13 protein-coding genes are annotated in these 15,455 nt (G+C 32.3%); all 13 read left to right on the top strand.

The genetic code is table 11. From position 1 onward, the window contains the following. The first annotated feature begins 75 nt into the window (after positions 1–75). Positions 76–1,497, top strand: a complete 1,422-nt coding sequence (locus ACRHNM_RS12130; RefSeq protein WP_431136918.1) for a S1C family serine protease — start codon at positions 76–78, stop codon at positions 1,495–1,497. A 193-nt stretch (positions 1,498–1,690) separates the two neighbouring features. After that, positions 1,691–3,139 carry a glyceraldehyde-3-phosphate dehydrogenase gene (locus ACRHNM_RS12135; RefSeq protein WP_431136919.1) on the top strand — a complete coding sequence of 483 codons (1,449 nt, stop codon included), beginning with the start codon at positions 1,691–1,693 and terminating at the stop codon, positions 3,137–3,139. Between the two features lie 147 nt (positions 3,140–3,286). Next, the gene (locus tag ACRHNM_RS12140; protein ID WP_431136921.1) at positions 3,287–3,907 is read left to right on the top strand and encodes a tRNA (guanine-N1)-methyltransferase; all 621 of its coding nucleotides are present in this window, start codon (positions 3,287–3,289) and stop codon (positions 3,905–3,907) included. Between the two features lie 272 nt (positions 3,908–4,179). Beyond that, complete coding sequence (locus ACRHNM_RS12145) at positions 4,180–4,779, top strand: SatD family protein (protein WP_431136922.1); 600 nt, start codon at positions 4,180–4,182, stop codon at positions 4,777–4,779. After that, on the top strand, positions 4,776–5,492 hold the full coding sequence (locus tag ACRHNM_RS12150; protein WP_431136923.1) for a DUF3307 domain-containing protein: 717 nt from the start codon (positions 4,776–4,778) through the stop codon (positions 5,490–5,492). The genes ACRHNM_RS12145 and ACRHNM_RS12150 overlap by 4 nt, the downstream gene beginning before the upstream one ends. Before the next feature lie 49 nt (positions 5,493–5,541). After that, the gene (gene trmD, locus ACRHNM_RS12155; protein WP_431136924.1) at positions 5,542–6,219 is read left to right on the top strand and encodes a tRNA (guanosine(37)-N1)-methyltransferase TrmD; all 678 of its coding nucleotides are present in this window, start codon (positions 5,542–5,544) and stop codon (positions 6,217–6,219) included. Between the two features lie 337 nt (positions 6,220–6,556). Continuing rightward, positions 6,557–6,907, top strand: coding sequence for a 50S ribosomal protein L19 (rplS, locus tag ACRHNM_RS12160; RefSeq protein ID WP_431136925.1), 351 nt, complete (start codon positions 6,557–6,559; stop codon positions 6,905–6,907). Between the two features lie 816 nt (positions 6,908–7,723). Beyond that, a complete protein-coding gene (locus ACRHNM_RS12165) occupies positions 7,724–9,940 on the top strand; it encodes an NADP-dependent isocitrate dehydrogenase (protein ID WP_431136926.1) in 2,217 nt (738 codons plus the stop codon). A 57-nt stretch (positions 9,941–9,997) separates the two neighbouring features. Beyond that, complete coding sequence (locus tag ACRHNM_RS12170) at positions 9,998–10,933, top strand: pyridoxal-phosphate dependent enzyme (protein ID WP_431136927.1); 936 nt, start codon at positions 9,998–10,000, stop codon at positions 10,931–10,933. A gap of 73 nt (positions 10,934–11,006) precedes the next feature. Then, positions 11,007–13,382, top strand: a complete 2,376-nt coding sequence (locus tag ACRHNM_RS12175; protein WP_431136928.1) for a TonB-dependent receptor — start codon at positions 11,007–11,009, stop codon at positions 13,380–13,382. A gap of 2 nt (positions 13,383–13,384) precedes the next feature. Beyond that, on the top strand, positions 13,385–14,197 hold the full coding sequence (locus ACRHNM_RS12180; RefSeq protein ID WP_431136929.1) for a DUF4249 domain-containing protein: 813 nt from the start codon (positions 13,385–13,387) through the stop codon (positions 14,195–14,197). Positions 14,198–14,342: 145 nt separating this feature from the next. After that, positions 14,343–15,161, top strand: a complete 819-nt coding sequence (gene murQ, locus ACRHNM_RS12185; RefSeq protein WP_431136930.1) for an N-acetylmuramic acid 6-phosphate etherase — start codon at positions 14,343–14,345, stop codon at positions 15,159–15,161. Further along, a complete protein-coding gene (locus ACRHNM_RS12190) occupies positions 15,151–15,378 on the top strand; it encodes a DUF6095 family protein (protein ID WP_431136931.1) in 228 nt (75 codons plus the stop codon). The genes murQ and ACRHNM_RS12190 overlap by 11 nt, the downstream gene beginning before the upstream one ends. The last annotated feature ends 77 nt before the right edge of the window (positions 15,379–15,455 follow it).

The following is a 15,455-nucleotide window of genomic DNA, read 5'->3' on the forward strand; positions in this document are numbered from 1 at the left end:
AAATCGTTAAAGTTGAATTATGAAATCAATAAATAATTAATTTTAATCGTTACCTATATTAAAACATATTTTAAAATGAAAAAAATCTTAACCTTAGTATTTGTTTCAGTATTAGGTGGAATCATAACATTATCTACCTATAAACTGTTGCTAGAAAAAGAAGCATCTGTTGCTGTTGAAACTTCAGCAGAACAACCTTTTTTTGTTCCGACCAATTACAAATCAACTAACACTAATTTAGTTTCAGCTGCAGAACATCCTAGCTTTGTAAATGCTGCTAATAAAACAGTGGATGCTGTGGTTCATGTTAAGAATACCGCTTTGGTGTCTGCTCCAATGACTTTACAAGATTTATTTTATGGAAGGCAACAATCTAAACGAGCTCAAATAGGAACTGGAAGTGGTGTTATTATTTCTCCAGATGGTTATATTATTACAAATAACCATGTCATTACGGGTTCAGAATCCATATCAATTACTTTAAATGATAATAAAATATATGATGCTGAACTTATTGGAAGTGATGAAAAAACTGATATTGCACTTTTAAAAGTGGAAGCAGATTACGATTTACCTTTTATAACATTTGGTGATTCTGATGCTGCACAAATCGGCGAATGGGTTCTTGCAGTTGGTAATCCGTTTAATTTAACGTCAACTGTAACTGCAGGTATCATCAGTGCAAAAGCGAGAGATTTATCCGGAAGAAACTCACAATCTTTTATTCAAACCGATGCAGCTGTAAATCCAGGAAACTCTGGAGGCGCATTAGTGAATGCTAATGGTGAACTGGTAGGTATTAACACAGCCATTACATCACAAACAGGATCTTACATTGGATATTCTTTTGCGGTACCCAGTAATATTGCCAGAAAAGTCGTTGAGGATATTATTGAATTTGGAAATGTTCAAAACGGAATCTTAGGTGTATCACTTCTTAATACAAATTCAAAAGAAGCCATTGAAAAAGGTCTCAATGAAATTAATGGTGTATATGTTGCTGACGTTACCGAAAAATCAGGTGCAGAAAAAGCTGGAATCAAAACTGGAGATATCATTAAAAAAATAGATAATATTGAAATATCTAAGTTTTCAGACTTAAGTGGTTATCTTAAAACAAAACGTCCTAGTGATGTTGTAAATGTTGAAATCATAAGAGACGATGAAGTTAAAACGCTTCCTGTAGAGCTTTCAAAAACAGACATTCTTACGGTTAATTTTATGAATATGGAATTAAAAAACCTCTCAGATCAACGCAAACTAGAACGTGATATCAGCTATGGTGTTGAAGTGATAAGAAATAATAACGATTGGTTATCTGAAAACCTTGGCATTTCTTCTAAATATATCATTACTGATATCAACAATATTAAAATTAAAAGTATTGAAGATATTTCTGCACTGAAGCAAAAATATGGTTCAAATGCTGAGCAATACATTAAGAAAATCGGACTTATCAATAAAGATGGTGAACGAGAGCAATATGTTATTCGTTAAAAAAGCAGGAAACTTTTAAACAGAAAACCCATTGAAACAGACTGTTTTTAATGGGTTTTTTATTTTTAAAAAAAACGTCACGAAAACGTTTGAAATATATTATTTTTGCAATCGGAAACAGAGGCGCCTTTCATTTTTTTAACTTAAAAGTGAGGCGTTAAAACAAAACAAACAACACACTAAATTTAAAACAATGAGTTTGAACGGAACTTATGAAAACGAATTGGCTTTTCAAGCTGATCGAAGAAGAGCAACAGTAGAGTTTATTAAAATTGTTAGCGACCTTTGGTACGACAAATCTATCGAATTGGTATTATTTAGAAACCAACTCATCGACCGAAATGTTAGCGAAATTTTAAATCTTCACGAGTATGCTGGAGAATTTGTACAAAAGCCAATTTCTATTTTTGATTCGGTTGAAATAGCACAGGCTATTAAAACTTTAGACCTCCCTCTTGCTAAATTAGACATCGGAAAACTAACCTATGAGTTTCATTTAGAAGATCAAAAGTATAGTAATGCTACAGCTTTTGTTGCAGACAAATTAAAAGATGCTAAAAAAAATAAAGACATTCAACCTAAAGACGTCATCTTATATGGTTTCGGAAGAATTGGACGTTTAGTTGCAAGAGAATTAATGACCAAAACGGGTAAAGGAAGCCAGTTGCGTTTGAGAGCGATTGTAACACGTGGAGCAATTGACCAAACTGTTTTAGAAAAAAGAGCGTCTCTATTAAGAAATGACTCCGTTCATGGTGATTTTTCAGGTACTGTGGTTGCCGACCTTAAAAACAATGCCTTGATTATTAATGGCACAACTGTAAATATCATATCGGCTAATGCACCTGAAGACATTGATTATACTAAATACGATATAAAAGATGCCTTAGTTATTGATAATACAGGCGCTTTTAGAGACAAAGAAGCATTAAGCAGACATTTAAAATCAAAAGGTGTTGATAAAGTATTATTAACTGCTCCTGGAAAAGGAGTTCCAAATATTGTTCATGGTGTAAATCACTTAGAAAATAATCCTGATAAAGTAGATATTTTTTCTGCTGCATCTTGTACTACAAATGCCATCACTCCTATTTTAAAAGCTATTGAAGACACTTATGGTGTCGTAGCTGGTCACTTAGAGACCATTCACGCCTATACAAATGATCAAAATTTAGTAGATAACTTTCATAAAAAATACAGACGTGGACGTGCAGCCGGATTAAATATGGTAATTACTGAAACTGGAGCAGGAAGCGCTGTCAGTAAAGCATTACCATCTTTTGAAGGAAAATTAACCTCTAATGCAATTCGTGTTCCTGTACCAAATGGATCTTTAGCAATTCTAAATTTAGATTTAGAAAAAGAAACATCTGTAGATGCTATGAATGCAATGATGAAAAAATATGCATTAGAAGGTGACTTAGTTGAGCAAATCAAATATGAAATGAGTGACGAATTAGTCTCTAGTGATATTGTTGGAAGCTCAGCACCTTCTATCTATGATAGTAAAGCTACAATTGTAAGACCAAATGGTAAAAACGCTATATTATATATATGGTACGATAACGAATATGGCTATAGCCACCAAGTTATTAGATTGGCGAAATATATTGCTAAAGTAAGACGTTATACTTACTATTAGTAATCTAAACATCTAAAATTATTTTTGAATCGTATATACATTAGCCTCACAAATTGTGAGGCTAATTGTTTAATGATTTTGAAGTAAATCTTCATAATTTTATTATATTGTTCCCTAATAATCACACTATTAATTTTACTGACCAAAATGAAATTATTTAAAACGGTATTACTTTCATTATTTGCTGTGACTTTTTTTACAGCACATTCTCAAACTACAGACGAAACAGAAGAACTATCACTAAGTAGTGGCTCAATTGATAGTCAGTTTGAATATATTTTTATAAAATCTGGTAACTTTAAAGGAACAAACGGTCAAAGATATGAGGCTGTAAAACAAGCCTGGTTACTTAAATTAAAGTCCAATGTTTTAGATTCACTAAAAACAACTTACCAAGACTTAGATAATTTAGAGGCAACCGTAAACAATCAGGCAAAAGAAATTGAAGATTTAAAACTAAATTTATCAAATACAAAAACCAAGTTAGATAACACCATTTCAGAAAAAGATAGCATGCAATTATTCGGAATGCAAATGACCAAACCGAATTATAGTCTGATATTATGGAGTATTGTTGGTGTACTTTCAGCATTATTATTATTCTTTATTTATAAATATCGAAATAGCAATGCAATTACAAAACAGGCAAGGAAAAGTCTTTCTGAAACAGAAGAAGAATTTGAAGAACACAGACGTAATGCTTTAGAACGTGAACAAAAAGTAAGACGTCAGTTACAAGATATGATTAATGAGCAAAAAAATGCTTAACATAAAATGGTATTGAAGCAAGTGCAGTATCACGCATAAAACATCATTAAAAATCTGTAATTGAAATTACAGATTTTTTTTATAATCATACACTTGGTTCTACTTAAAGACCTTGATTTTTAAAACCACTACCTGATGGTTGCCAGACGATAAAGGATTCTGAATGACTGTTTAATTATCGACTAAATATCCGATAATAAAAAATATCGTCTAAAAATCCGATATATTTGTATATCGGCTTAAAATCCGATATATTTACAATAAACTTTATAATGGTAGCAGTAATAACAGGAGACGTAATTAATTCCAGAAAGGGAGATGTCGAGAAATGGTTAAAGCTTCTTAAGGACATCCTTAATTATTATGGTGAAGAACCTAAAGATTGGGAAATATTTAGAGGAGACAGCTTTCAATTGTTAATTGCTCCAGAAAAAGCAATGTTGGCAGCAATACATATTAAGTCGGCTATTAAACAAATAAAATCACAGGATGTGCGAATGGCTATAGGAATAGGTGATGAAAAATATAAGTCTTCAAAAATAACTGAATCTAATGGTTCTGCTTTTGCAAGGTCTGGCGACTGTTTTGAATCTTTGAAAAAACAAACCTTAGCTGTAAAATCTAATAATGAAAATTTAGACCAATCACTTAACCTAATGCTAAGTTTATCAATGTTAATCGCTAATAACTGGAGTAGTACAGTTTCAGAAGTCATTAAAACAGCTATAGAAAATTCTAAAAAAAATCAGAAAACATTAGCTAAACTTCTTGATAAATCTCAAAGTAGTATCAGTGAAGCCTTAAAACGAGGTGGATTTGAGGAAATCATGAATGTGAATGATTTTTATATAAACCAAATTTCCAAACTATGATATTACTAACTCTAAAATTATTGATAGCACATATCATTGGTGATTTTGTACTACAACCTGATCGTTGGGTAAAAGATAAAAAAGCTAAAAAGCACAAGTCGAAATTTTTATATCTGCATGGACTGGTTCATTTCTTGTCTTTATTAGTAATGCTTCAGTTTGATTGGTCGTATTGGCTGTATATTACTCTTATTGTAGCCAGTCATTTAGTGGTTGATGTCATTAAGTTAAACCTTGAAAAGAAAGTTAATCTAAGATTACTATTTGCCATAGATCAAATAGTACATCTACTTATAATAGGAATCATTGTATATTTAAATGAACCGTTTGCAATTGAGCTAAATAATATATTCACTAAGCATTCGCTGTTATTTATACTATCAATATTATTAATTACATATGTCTCTGCTATTATTATGAAAATGATCATGAGTAAATGGAATTTAGAAGAAGATAATTCTGATGACTCCTTAAAAAGTGCCGGAAAATATATAGGAATATTAGAACGCCTCTTTGTCTTCGGGTTTATAATTTTAAATCAGTGGAGTGCTATTGGATTATTAATCGCTGCAAAATCAGTGTTTAGGTTTGGAGATCTTTCAAGAGCAAAAGACAGAAAGCTCACGGAATATATTTTGATAGGAACTTTAATTAGTTTTGGATTAGCAATATCAATAGGACTGACATATAAATATTTAGTTCGTATTTTTTAACATATCACTTAACCATTAACCCTATCTTTGCATTCAATTCATTTCTCTTATGCGCATAGACATTATAACTGTTTTACCAGAATTAATTAAGAGTCCTTTTGAAGCTTCCATTTTAAAACGTGCTATCGAAGCCGATTTGGTAAGTGTTCATTTTCACAACTTACGTGATTACGCTACAGGCAACTACAAAGCCATTGATGACACTCAATATGGAGGAGGAGCAGGAATGGTGATGATGATTGAGCCTATTGACAAATGCATCACAAAATTACAATCTGAAAGAACATATGACGACATCATTTATATGACTCCTGATGGTGAACGTTTGAACCAGAGTATTGCTAATCAAATCTCAATGAAAGAGAATGTTATCATTCTTTGCGGACATTATAAAGGCGTCGATCAACGTGTTCGAGATAAGTTTATTACGAGAGAAATTTCAATTGGTGATTATGTGTTATCTGGAGGAGAATTAGGAGCGGCTGTGTTGTGTGATGCAGTAATTCGGTTAATTCCTGGTGTATTAGGAAATGAAACCTCTGCCCTAACCGATTCATTTCAGGATGGATTATTAGCACCTCCTATTTATACAAAACCCAGAGAATATGATGGTATGAAAGTACCCAAAGTTTTGTTTAGTGGTAATTTTCCTGAAATTGAAAAATGGCGAGAAGCACAAGCATATAAGAGGACTAAAGAGCGTCGTCCTGATTTGTTGAAAGATTAAAAGAGATTAGGGATTAGATAAAATATAAAACTCAATAATCTAATGTCCTATACCTATTAACTTATGCCTTTTGCCTAAATACTAACCACTAATGAATGCGTGTTAAGGATTAAAGCGGCATCCTTTTTATGACCATAGGAATAAAAAGATATAGCGGAAAGCCTGACTCTACGTAGCAGTTATGTGAAGTAGAGAAACACCCAAACTCTAACTAGAAAACTTTTCACTTTTTACTTTTTACTTATAACTTTTTAATTATCTTTGCACCCACTTTTGGATTAACCTCTGGCGAAAATCGTGAATGTTGGTTTGAAATAATTTATATAAACATAAAAAGATGAGTTCTTTAGTAAAATTTGTACAAGACGAATTTGTAACAAAAAAAGAGTTTCCTGAATTTAGTGCTGGTGATACAATTACTGTGTACTATGAAATTAGAGAAGGAGAAAAAGTACGTACACAGTTTTTTAGAGGTGTCGTATTACAACGTAAAGGTTCTGGTAGTTCAGAAACATTTACAATTAGAAAAATGTCTGGAACTATTGGTGTAGAGCGTATTTTCCCAGTTAACTTACCAGCACTTCAAAAAGTAGAAGTGAATAAAAGAGGTAAAGTTAGAAGAGCAAGAATCTACTACTTTAGAGGTCTTACAGGTAAAAAAGCAAGAATTAAGGAAGTTAGAAGGTAATTTCCTGATTAGATATAGATTAAAAAAAGCCTTGACAATGTCAGGGCTTTTTTGGTTATGAACTTTTGTTGATAACTTCGGTTTATAAAATGTGAATATCTAATCTGATTAAAAATTTGAAATTCTCAAACAAAAGCCTACTTTAGCTAAACAATTAACAACAAACCCAGTTTGGTTTTGAATTAAGTTTTGAATTTGTGTTAAATTGCAATAAAGTAACGTTCTTTATATAATTGTTTTTTGAGGTTTTGGAGTCGCAAGTGTATGCATGTTAGACAAAGAAATCATGAAGCTTTGAATCTTGTTGAATGTTTAGGCAGTTGACAAACGTAAAAGTGGAAAGCTTTGAAAAAGTATCAGGAGCGAAAGCAAATGAGAACAGGATAAGCAATGTCTTTTGAGCATCCAACGTGAAAACGAGCAGATGGTAAAAAAGAGATCAAGAAAAGCAATTAAAACCGGAACAAAGTAATAACAGGTCAATACATTTTGAAAGTTATGAAATGTTTCATTGAGATAGTGAAACTTGAACTGAAAAGAAATGTGGGAATGTAAATTCAGCGATTTCAATGTTAACAGCAATGTTAACTAGGTCATGTGGAAGCTAAATCAAAAAAGCCATGTCAAAGTAGTTTTGCTACAGTGATATGGCTTTTGTTTTTAATGCGCATCCCTTAAACTAAACCTTAGTTTTTAAAGGATGTCTTATTCGTATTTTCATTACCATATTTCACTTTATTTGCTCTCAGTTTATTTGTATATTTGCTAGGCTTAAAATTTAAGCACATTCAGATTAAATTAAATTCTAAACTTTTTATGGCAAATATTCCTACAATAATTTACACTAAAACAGACGAAGCACCAGCATTAGCAACACATTCGTTATTACCAATTATAAAATCGTTTACAGCCTCTTCTGGTATAAATATTGAACTTAAAGATATTTCGTTAGCTGGAAGAATTTTAGCTGCTTTTTCTGATTTTTTAACTGAAGATCAACGTGTTCCTGATGCTTTGAAAGAATTAGGTGATTTAGCGAAGTTACCTGAAGCTAATATCATTAAGCTTCCTAACATTAGTGCCTCGGTTCCGCAATTAAAAGAAGCCATAAAAGAATTACAAGATCAAGGTTACAAGTTGCCTGATTTTCCTGATGAACCTGAAACAGATGAAAAAAAACAAATTCGCTTACGATATGATAAAATTAAAGGAAGTGCTGTAAACCCTGTACTTCGTGAGGGAAATTCAGACAGGCGCGCTCCAAAAGCTGTTAAGAATTTTGCTAAAATGAATCCACATTCTATGGGAGCATGGTCTTCAGATTCTAAAACTCATGTAGCAACGATGTCTCATGGTGATTTTGCTCACAATGAAAAATCTGTTACGCTATCTGAAGCGACTACAGTAAAAATTATTCATACAGATGCCACTGGAAATACCACAATTTTAAAAGACGGTTTAAGCTTATTAAAAGGTGAGATTATTGATGCGACTGTAATGAGCAAAAAAGCCTTGTTATCATTTTTAGAGGAACAAGTTGAAGATGCTTTAGATCAAAGCGTGTTGTTTTCTCTACATATGAAAGCAACCATGATGAAAGTTTCCGATCCAATTATTTTTGGTCATGCTGTGCGTGTATTTTTTAAAGATTTATTCAAAAAACATGGTGACACCTTTGAAGCCATAGGTGTTGATGTTAATAACGGGTTTGGAAACCTATTAGAAAAATTAAGTGAATTACCAGAAGATAAACGGGACGAAATTAGAGATGACATTCGATTCGCTTTAGATCATGGTCCAGATTTAGCTATGGTAAATAGTGATCGTGGTATCACTAACTTACATGTTCCAAGTGATGTCATCATTGATGCATCAATGCCAGCAATGATTCGCACATCAGGTCAAATGTGGAATGCTGAAGGCAAACAACAAGATACTAAAGCCGTCATTCCAGATAGCAGTTATGCTGGTTTATATGCTGCAACTATTGATTTCTGTAAAAAACATGGCGCTTTTGATCCAACGACAATGGGGACCGTTCCTAATGTTGGATTGATGGCTCAAAAAGCTGAAGAATATGGTTCACATGATAAAACATTTGAAATCACTTCCACTGGAACCGTTCAAGTTGTAGATGCCTCTGAAAACATTTTGATATCACACAAGGTTGAAACTGGAGACATTTGGAGAATGTGCCAAGTAAAAGATGCACCTATTCAAGACTGGGTAAAATTAGCGGTTACAAGAGCCAGAGCTTCAAAAACTCCAGCTGTATTCTGGTTGGATTCTAAGAGAGCACATGATGCTGAATTGATTAAAAAAGTAAATCAATATTTACAAAATCACGATACGTCTGACCTAGACATCAGAATTCTTTCTCCAGTTGAAGCGACTAATTTCACACTGGCTCGTATTAAAGACGGAAAAGATACGATATCGGTTACCGGAAATGTATTACGAGATTATTTAACAGATTTATTTCCTATTTTAGAATTAGGAACAAGTGCTAAAATGTTATCAGTTGTACCATTAATGAATGGTGGTGGTTTATTTGAAACAGGTGCTGGTGGATCTGCTCCAAAACATGTGGAACAGTTTACCAAAGAAAACCACTTACGCTGGGATTCTTTAGGAGAATTTTTAGCACTAGCTGTTTCTTTAGAACATTTTGGAGACACAAATAATAATGCTAAGGCAAAAGTCCTATCTGAAACTTTAGATGACGCCACTGAAAAACTATTGGCCAATGGAAAATCTCCCTCTAGAAAAGTAAACGAATTAGATAATAGAGGTAGTCATTTCTATTTAGCGCTTTTTTGGGCTGAAGCATTAGCAAACCAATCTAAAGATTTAGAATTAAAGCATGAGTTTGCAAAAGTATTTAAAGAATTACAAGCTCATGAAGTAAAAATAGTTGATGAATTAAATTCGGTACAAGGGCAACCTGTAGATATTGGTGGTTATTATCAACCAAATGAAGCTGCTACATTTGCCGCTATGAGACCAAGTGAAACATTTAATAAAATTTTATAATAGAATTTCACTAAAAAAAGACCATATTAGATGGTCTTTTTTTTATCATATAATAAAATGACAAAAGAGGACTTGACTAATTGCTATGACAGGATTAAACCTTATGTTCATCATACACCTGTTTTAACATCTGATCTTATTAATAAACGTGCAGGCGCCGAATTGTATTTTAAATGTGAAAATTTCCAAAGAGCTGGAGCTTACAAAATAAGAGGTGCTACAAATGCAATCATGCAGCTTTCAAAAGATCAACAGCAAAAAGGAGTGGTCACACATTCTTCAGGTAATTTTGCACAAGCATTATCTCTTGCCGCAAAAAGTTTACAGATAAAAGCATACATTGTTATGCCTTCCAACTCCCCTAAGGTCAAGAAAAATGCGGTTTTAGAATATGGTGGTGAAGTTATTGAGTGTGAACCAACCATTGAAGCCAGACAAACTAGCGCAAATCATATCGCTAAAACTACAGGTGCGACGTTTATTCATCCTTCAAATAATTTAAATGTTATCCTTGGTCAAGGTACTTCAGGATTAGAATTACTAAGCGAACACCCTGATTTAGATTATATTGTCTGTCCGATTGGTGGTGGTGGATTAATTGCAGGAACAGCTTTGGCAGCAACTTATTTTTCTAATCATTGTAAAGTTATTGGAGGTGAACCTGAAGAAGCAGATGATGCCTATCGTTCTCTCATTAGTGGCAAAATAGAAACTAATAGCTCTGCAAACACGATTGCAGATGGTTTACGAACACATTTAGGCTCGCATAACTTTCCCATTATAAAAAAACATGTAAAGCAAATCATAAGAGTTAAAGAAAGTGAAATAACCATAGCAATGCAACTTATATGGGAACGTATGAAAATTATTATCGAACCCTCCAGTGCTGTGGCTTTTGCTGCGGTTTTAAAAGACAAAGAAGCCTTCAAAAGCAAAAAAATTGGTGTTATTATGTCTGGTGGAAATGTAGATGTCAATAATTTACCTTTTTAAGGTAACATTTGTAAAAGTGATTCGTTTAAACCTAGCATATTTCATCAAATCAAAAACATATTAATCACACATTATGACCATATTTATAAGAGCAATTCTACTCATCTTTTTATTAAGTCCGTTGAGTATTTTGGCTCAAGAAAAATACACTCTCAGTGGTGTTATTTCAGACCATAGCAGCAATGAGACTCTGATTGGTGTTAATATTCTATTTCCAGAGCAACAGACAGGAACCATTACAAATGAATATGGTTTTTATTCTATAACACTTCCAAAAGGAACTTATAAATTGATAATTAGCTATTTAGGTTTTCAGAATATTATAGAAACTATTGAGCTGACTTCAGATAGAACTAAAAATTTTAGTCTCATCGAAACTACAGAAGCTCTGGATGAAATTGTAATCACAGAAGATATTGAAAAGCTAAATATTAGAAAGCCTCAAATGAGTGTGAATGCGCTTTCCGCAAGTACTATCAAACAAATTCCTGTAGTACTTGGTGAGGTAGATGTCATAAAAGCAATTACACTTTTACCAGGTGTTACAACCGCAGGTGAAGGTGCTTCCGGATTTAATGTGAGAGGTGGTTCTGCAGATCAAAACTTAATTCTTCTGGATGAAGCCACTATATATAACTCCTCACATCTATTCGGCTTTTTCTCTGTCTTTAATCCTGACGCTATCAAAGATTTACGATTGTATAAAGGCGGAATTCCTGCGCGTTATGGAGGTCGTGTATCATCCGTATTGGACATTTATCAAAAAGAAGGAAATAGTAATGAATTTCATGCTAATGGTGGTATTGGTATTGTATCCAGCAGATTGTTAGTTGAAGGTCCTATTCAGAAAGAAAAAGGTTCATTTTTATTAGGAGGAAGAACCTCTTATGCTCATTTATTTTTACCATTATTTGATATTGACAACATCGCCTATTTTTATGATTTGAATACTAAACTAAGCTATAAACTAAACCAAAATAACAATATTTATTTGTCTGGTTATTTTGGTCGTGATGTATTTAGTATTAATGATAGTTTTGAAAACACATATGGAAATACCGTTTTAAATTTCAGATGGAATCATTTGTTTTCTGATAAGTTATTTTCTAACCTTTCCTTAATTTACTCTGATTATTACTACGGTTTGAATCTTGAATTTGTAGAATTTAATTGGAATTCTGGAATAAGAAACTTCAACCTTAAATACGATCTGAAACATTACCTAACCGATAAAGTAAAACTTCAATACGGATTAAATAGTATTTATCATAAATTTAATCCTGGTGAAATTGAACCATCAACAAGTACTTCCGGAATAAATCCTCAAAAATTAATTGACAAATACGCTCTAGAAAATGCTTTATATTTTGATGTCGAACATCAGTTAACAGCTAAACTAACAGCGTCTTACGGATTGAGATATAGTAATTTTTTAAGATTAGGACAAGACGAACTCAATGTTTACGAAAATGACCAAGCTGTTATTTTTAATGATTTTTTACAAATTTATGAAAAAGCTGAACCTATTGGCACTGAAGAATTTAATCGTAGCGATATTATCGAATCATTCAATAATTTAGAGCCTCGATTAGCACTAGCTTATCAGCTAAATAATAAGTCGTCTGTTAAAGCAAGTTATAACAGAATGGCACAGTATTTACATTTACTGTCTAATACAAGTTCACCGACTCCGCTAGATGTATGGACACCCAGTGGTAAATATGCCAAGCCTCAAATTTTAGATCAATATGCTGTTGGTTATTTTAGAAATTTTTCAAATAACAGATATTCCTTAGAGTTCGAAAGTTTTTATAAAACAGTAAAAAATAGAATTGATTACATTGATGGTGCAGACTTAATAGCAAATGATGCCATAGAGCAGGTTATTTTAAATGGAAGAGCTAGAGCTTATGGCTTAGAATTACTTTTAAGAAAAAATGAAGGACGATTTACAGGTTGGTTATCATATACTCTTTCAAAATCTGAACAACAAACAAAAGGAAGAATAGCTAATGAAACTGGTATTAATAATGGCGAATGGTATAACACACCCTATGATAAAACACATGATATCTCATTTACTGGAAGCTATAAACTGACTAAAAAATGGTCATTTAATGCAAATTTTTTATTTCAAACAGGTCAGCCAGTTACCTATCCCAATGGCCAGTATGAATATAACGGCATTCGTATTCCGAGTTATACTAACAGAAATGAATACAGACTACCAACATATCATCGTTTAGATGTTTCAGCTAATTATACACCTAAACCAGATAAAGTAAAAGGTTTTAGAGGTGAATGGGTTTTCGGAATTTATAATGTTTACAGTAGACGAAATGCAGCATCCATAACCTTTAGCCAAAATAGAGACACCTTTAGAAATGAAGCTGTAAGACTTGCTATATTTGGCATTGTACCTTCAGTATCTTATAATTTTAAATTTTAATGATGAAAAAGATTTTTTATATAATACTTATAATTTTTTTGTATGCTTGTGAGGATGTGATAAATATAAATTTACCAACTTCAGAGCCTAAATTGGTAATCGATGCATCTATTGATTGGCTTAAAGGAACTTCTGGAAATGAGCAACAAATTAAACTGAGTTTAACAGCTCCTTTCTTTGACCTTGATGTTCCACCTGCTAACAATGCCATCGTTATTATTACAGATAACAACAATAATAGTTTCGAATTTATTGAAGATGGAGATTCTGGTATCTACATCAATAACGTTTTTATACCACAAATAAACGGTGAATATTATTTAACTGTCATCTATGATGGAGAAACTTATGTCGCTACAGAAACACTTAAATCAGTTAGTGCAATTACACGTGTAGAACAAAATTTAGAAGGTGGTTTTTCAGGTGACGAGACAGAGATTAAAGCGTTTTTTAATGATCCTGCAGATGAAGAAAATTATTACTTTTTTGAGTTTACCCCTACATTGCCAGTAACTCCTACCCTTGATACTTTTAAAGATGAATTTGTAAATGGAAATGAAATTTTCGGATTCTATGTAGAAGAAGATTTAGATTTAGGCCAGAGTGTAACAATTAGAAACCATGGAGTTTCTGAACGCTTTTATGAGTTTATGTTCATTTTACTTCAACAAACAGATGACGGCGGAGGTGGCCCTTTTGAAACCCAACCTGCTACAGTGAGAGGTAATTGTGTTAATCAAACCAACCCAGAAAATTTCCCTTTAGGTTACTTTAGACTGTCTGAAGTTGATGAATTTTTTTATACTGTAGACTAATTCTTTATGGGCGTTTCAACTCTTGGCACTAGAAATAGAAGTGCGAAGAGTTGTCGTGCTATCCGCTATATCTTTTTGAGTAAAGAACTCAAAAAGGATGCCGCTCCTATCACTAACGCAGTAGAAAAATGACTATTTTTGCAATATGACATTTACAAAAATTACAGAGCAAGATTCAAATTATAATCATTTAGAAAAAATGACTATTAGTGAAATACTAACTAATATTAATAATGAAGATAAATCTGTACCTATAGCTGTTGAAAAAGCAATTCCGCAAATTGAAAAATTAACCGAACAAATAGTCATTAAGCTTAAAAACGGAGGGCGTCTTTTCTATATTGGAGCTGGAACCAGTGGACGATTAGGTATTTTGGATGCTTCAGAATGCCCACCTACTTTTGGTGTTTCTTATGAATTAGTTGTTGGATTAATTGCTGGTGGAGATTCAGCAATCAGAAAAGCTGTAGAATTTGCAGAAGATTCAACTTCACAAGGTTGGAAAGACTTAAAATCTTACAATATCTCTTCACAAGATGTCGTAATAGGCATAGCTGCTTCAGGCACTACTCCCTATGTGATTTCTGCATTAGAAAAGTGTAATTCAAATAAGATCATTACTGGATGTATAACATGTAATCCTAATAGTCGTTTATCAAATGTTTCAAAATACCCAATAGAAGTCATTGTAGGTCCTGAATTTGTAACTGGTAGCTCAAGAATGAAAGCTGGTACAGCTCAAAAATTAGTACTTAACATGATTTCTACTACTACAATGATTAAGTTAAACAGAGTTAAAGGTAATAAAATGGTTGATATGCAATTGAGTAACAATAAACTCTTGGATAGAGGTACTAAAATGATAATGAGTGAATTAAACTTAAGTTTTGAAGAAGCAGAAAAATTATTAAAAAAATATAAAAACGTAAGAACAGCAATTAAAAATTATACAAATGGATACTAAGAGAACTAATAAAGAAGAGTTGGTTAGAGGAATTAAAGCTATGGGTGTCTCTTTAGTTTTAATGTTTATAGGTCCAAGTCTAATTTATGTTGCTTTAAGTAATACTGAAAAGTCTTTATACATTCCTATTCTAATTGTAGCTTTTATACTTTGTATTTTAGCAATTTATTTTGCCTTCAAAGGCTTAAAAATAATTATGGATAGTATGTTTAAATAATAAATATCTAAATATTCATAAATATATAAAACACTATTAATATTAGAATATTTTCTATAAATATTTTTATAATCTAT

It is taken from the genome of Psychroserpens mesophilus, from assembly GCF_050617655.1.
In the GTDB taxonomy this organism is placed as follows: domain Bacteria; phylum Bacteroidota; class Bacteroidia; order Flavobacteriales; family Flavobacteriaceae; genus Psychroserpens; species Psychroserpens mesophilus_A.

Bases quoted from the DNA above. Each gene is read 5' to 3' on its own strand.
- ACRHNM_RS12130 (WP_431136918.1), top strand. From the start codon at position 76: ATGAAAAAAATCTTAACCTTAGTATTTGTTTCAGTATTAGGTGGAATC.
- ACRHNM_RS12135 (WP_431136919.1), top strand. From the start codon at position 1,691: ATGAGTTTGAACGGAACTTATGAAAACGAATTGGCTTTTCAAGCTGAT.
- ACRHNM_RS12140 (WP_431136921.1), top strand. From the start codon at position 3,287: ATGAAATTATTTAAAACGGTATTACTTTCATTATTTGCTGTGACTTTT.
- ACRHNM_RS12145 (WP_431136922.1), top strand. From the start codon at position 4,180: ATGGTAGCAGTAATAACAGGAGACGTAATTAATTCCAGAAAGGGAGAT.
- ACRHNM_RS12150 (WP_431136923.1), top strand. From the start codon at position 4,776: ATGATATTACTAACTCTAAAATTATTGATAGCACATATCATTGGTGAT.
- trmD (WP_431136924.1), top strand. From the start codon at position 5,542: ATGCGCATAGACATTATAACTGTTTTACCAGAATTAATTAAGAGTCCT.
- rplS (WP_431136925.1), top strand. From the start codon at position 6,557: ATGAGTTCTTTAGTAAAATTTGTACAAGACGAATTTGTAACAAAAAAA.
- ACRHNM_RS12165 (WP_431136926.1), top strand. From the start codon at position 7,724: ATGGCAAATATTCCTACAATAATTTACACTAAAACAGACGAAGCACCA.
- ACRHNM_RS12170 (WP_431136927.1), top strand. From the start codon at position 9,998: ATGACAAAAGAGGACTTGACTAATTGCTATGACAGGATTAAACCTTAT.
- ACRHNM_RS12175 (WP_431136928.1), top strand. From the start codon at position 11,007: ATGACCATATTTATAAGAGCAATTCTACTCATCTTTTTATTAAGTCCG.
- ACRHNM_RS12180 (WP_431136929.1), top strand. From the start codon at position 13,385: ATGAAAAAGATTTTTTATATAATACTTATAATTTTTTTGTATGCTTGT.
- murQ (WP_431136930.1), top strand. From the start codon at position 14,343: ATGACATTTACAAAAATTACAGAGCAAGATTCAAATTATAATCATTTA.
- ACRHNM_RS12190 (WP_431136931.1), top strand. From the start codon at position 15,151: ATGGATACTAAGAGAACTAATAAAGAAGAGTTGGTTAGAGGAATTAAA.